The sequence below is a fragment of the Pseudonocardia sp. SID8383 genome (assembly GCF_009864975.1).
GTDB lineage: Bacteria > Actinomycetota > Actinomycetes > Mycobacteriales > Pseudonocardiaceae > Pseudonocardia > Pseudonocardia alni.
On sequence record NZ_WWFY01000657.1, the window covers coordinates 1 to 3,215 of the forward strand.

The following is a 3,215-nucleotide window of genomic DNA, read 5'->3' on the forward strand; positions in this document are numbered from 1 at the left end:
ACCGCCCGCGGCCGCCGCCCCAGCTGCCCGGCGTCGCCGAGGCCACCGGCGGGCTCGTGGCGGACGCGGCGCGGGTCGGTCGGGCGGGCGGTCACGACCGCGTCCCGAGCACGGTGTGCACGACGCCGTTCTGCCAGCCGGTCATGGTCTCGGATTGCACGGCGTCGAACCCGGCGGCGCGCACCCGGTCGCGCAGGCGGCCGATGCCGTCGAAGGTGTTCACGCTGCGCCACAGGTGCCGGTACAGCGCGGTCTCGCCGGTCGTCATCCGGCCGAGCGGCATGATGATCCCCCAGCAGACCGCGTGCCAGGACAGCCGGGCGCGGGGGGAGTCGGCGACCGAGTACTCGTGCAGCGCGAGCACCCCGCCCGGGCGCAGCAGGTCGTGGAAGCGGCGCAGCTGGGCGTCCGGGTCGTCGAGGTTGCGCAGCAGGTAGGCGGCGAGGATCCCGTCGAACGGTCCCTCGACCCCGTTCTCGGCGAGGGTCTCGGCGGTGGAGTGCACGAACCGCACCGACGCCGGCCACGGCTTGGTGCGGGCGCGCTCGAGCATCCCGGCCGAGGCGTCGACGGCGACGATCTCGGCGCGCGGGGCGACCCCGAGCAGCGCCGCGGTGGAGGCCCCGGTGCCGCAGCCCGCGTCGAGCAGGCGCAGCCCGGCGCCGTCACGGGGGAGCCGCATCCGGGCCGCGGACGCGCGCAGGTGGTCGTGGTAGCCGGGGTTCATCCCGACCAGGCGGTCGTAGTCGGCCGCGCCGTCGTCGAAGTGCGAGGGAACCTGCTCGCGGGGCAGGCCCGCACGGCCGACGGTTCCGGGGCGGGTGGGACGGGACGGGGAACGGTCGACCATGTCCGCGAGCCTAGGACCGCCGGCGTCGCACGGCGCGTCGGGTCGCATCCTGTTGCACCGCAGCCACTCGCGGGGGCCGACCCCGGTCAGGAGACCCGGTCGGCGCAGCGCACGGCCATCGCGCGCAGCACCGCGGCGACGTCGTCGCCGAGCACCCCGTCGGCGACCGCGCCGTCGACCAGCCGCAGCGCACCCTGCACCCGGGTGGCGATGAGCTCCTCGATGCGGCGGCGGGCCCCGGTCGACTCGATCGCCACCCGCGCCGCGGCGACGTCGACCGGGCCGTCGGCCTCGTCGGAGCCGTGCAGCAGCGCGTCGAGGGCGCCCCGGGTGGCCGGTCCGGCGACCTCGCGGGCCAGCACGACCAGGCTGGTGGCCTTGCGCTCGGCCAGGTCGTCGCCCGCGGACTTGCCGGTGGCGTCGGTACCGAACACGCCCAGCACGTCGTCGCGCATCTGGAAGGCCTCGCCGACCATCGTCCCGTAGTCGCCGAGTGCCGCGAGCAGCTCCGGTGTGGCCCCGGCCATCGCGGCGCCGAGCTCCAGCGGGCGCCGGACGGTGTAGTTGCCGGACTTGCGGCGCAGCACGTCCATCACCTCGTCGAGGGTGGGGACGCGGCGGGCCTCGTTGAGCAGGTCGGCGAACTGCCCGACGGCCAGCTCCGAGCGCATCTCGTCGTAGCGCGGCCAGCCGCGGTCGAGCACCGCACGCGGCAGCCCGCTCTCACGCATCGCCTGCTCGGCCCACACCAGGCACAGGTCGCCCAGCAGCACCGCGCCGGACTCGCCGAACCGGTCCGGGCAGCCGGACATGCCCTGGCCGCGGTGCCAGGAGGCGAGCTGGACGTGCACCGTCGGCCGGCCGCGGCGCAACTGCGAACGGTCCATGACGTCGTCCTGGAGCAGGGCGAAGGCGTGCAGCAGCTCCAGCCCGGACACGGCCGCCAACGCGGCGGGGGAGTCCGGGGCCGCGGCCCGCCAGCCCAGGTAGCCGAACATCGACCGCAGGTACTTGCCTCGGCCGACGAAGTCGCTCAGGACCCCGGCGACGAAGTCCGCACCGCGCATCGAGTGCACGTGCTCGGCGCACCGGAGCCGCACGGTCTCGTCGACGTGGGCCCGGACCCGGCCGCGGATCTCCGCGACCCAGTCCGGGTGGGTGGGGACGTGCTCGAGCCGCCGGTCCTGCCCGGTCTCCACGAACATCGCGCGGCCTCCCGTCGGGTCGCCTGGGGTGGTGAGCGGCCGGACGTCGGCGTCCGGACCCGGTCGGGGGCCGAGGGCACGACCGGGCCGGGTCTGTCGAGGGTATGGGGGGCGTCGTGATCGCGCGCGCCGAATCGGACAGACCACCCCGGTCGGGTTCGGACGGAGCGGCCACGTGGTTCGGGTGACCCACGTCACCGGCCGTCCGGGCCGGTCAGCCGGCCCGGAGGAACGACCAGGCGACCAGCCACACCGACCCGGCGACGAGTGCCATCGCCCCGGGCACGTGCACGATCAGCCCCGCGATGTCGCCGAACCACGCCTGGACGAAGGTGAACGCGAAGACAGCCGCGGCGAGGACCGACGGCCACCACGCTCCGGCGGTGACGACACAGAGCCACACCGCGGCCGCCGCGGCGAGCCCGGTGACGACGTGCAGCACGATCGCGCCGGTGCCGTGCGGGCCGACGTCGCCGCCGGTGAACAGGCCGGCGGCGGTCACGAACTGCCAGGCCAGGACGACGACCGACGCGGTCGCGAGCACCCGCAGGGCCAGGACGGGGGTGGAGCGGGTGACGTCGGGGGCGGCGTGGCGGTGTGGGGCGGACATCCTCGCAGTCTGCCGACAACCGGCCGCAGGTGCACGAACCGGGCGTTCAGGCCATCGCGGGCGCGAGCTCCCGCGCGACGACGACGGCGGCCCAGGCCGGGAGGAAGTGCCGCACCGAATCGAGCGCGGGGGCGCCGGTGACCGGGCTGAAGTGGTGGTCCACGAACGCGCGCAGCGCCGCGGAGTGGCCGAGCCGGTCCGGGACGAACGCCACGTCGTCGCGCCAGCCGCACTCGCAGGCCGCACGGTAGGCGACGGCCGGGACGCGGCGTGCGTCGCTCCAGATCCCCGTCGCGCGGCCGTCGGCGGTGTCCGCGCTGACGAACCCCTCGTGGTCGTCCGACCCGGGGATCTCCACCGGTCCGATGTAGAGCACGCGCTGATCATCCCCGGGGGCCGGCGGTGCGCAACCCGCGGCGGGACGGGTGGGCCCTCCGGTTCGTCCGGCGGTCGTCCGACGGCCCCGCGTGGCAGGCTGGCCCGGTGGCGGACGACGAGCGGGGCGAGGCGGTGCTGGCCGCCGCGACCGACGCGGCCCGCCGCGAGTTCG

4 protein-coding genes are annotated in these 3,215 nt (G+C 76.1%); all 4 read right to left on the reverse strand.

Annotated features, from left to right (window positions below; genetic code table 11):
• Positions 1-91: 91 nt before the first annotated feature.
• Complete coding sequence (locus GTW08_RS16210) at positions 92-850, reverse strand: class I SAM-dependent methyltransferase (protein ID WP_083658324.1); 759 nt, start codon at positions 848-850, stop codon at positions 92-94.
• A gap of 86 nt (positions 851-936) precedes the next feature.
• The gene (locus GTW08_RS16215; protein ID WP_083658321.1) at positions 937-2,055 is read right to left on the reverse strand and encodes a polyprenyl synthetase family protein; all 1,119 of its coding nucleotides are present in this window, start codon (positions 2,053-2,055) and stop codon (positions 937-939) included.
• Between the two features lie 214 nt (positions 2,056-2,269).
• Complete coding sequence (locus tag GTW08_RS16220) at positions 2,270-2,665, reverse strand: hypothetical protein (RefSeq protein WP_073574993.1); 396 nt, start codon at positions 2,663-2,665, stop codon at positions 2,270-2,272.
• A 46-nt stretch (positions 2,666-2,711) separates the two neighbouring features.
• Complete coding sequence (locus GTW08_RS16225; RefSeq protein ID WP_073574992.1) at positions 2,712-3,041, reverse strand: hypothetical protein; 330 nt, start codon at positions 3,039-3,041, stop codon at positions 2,712-2,714.
• Positions 3,042-3,215 lie beyond the last annotated feature (174 nt).

Coding starts and splice junctions, on each gene's coding strand:
- GTW08_RS16220 (WP_073574993.1), bottom strand. CDS start 2,665: ATGTCCGCCCCACACCGCCACGCCGCCCCCGACGTCACCCGCTCCACC.
- GTW08_RS16210 (WP_083658324.1), bottom strand. CDS start 850: ATGGTCGACCGTTCCCCGTCCCGTCCCACCCGCCCCGGAACCGTCGGC.
- GTW08_RS16215 (WP_083658321.1), bottom strand. CDS start 2,055: ATGTTCGTGGAGACCGGGCAGGACCGGCGGCTCGAGCACGTCCCCACC.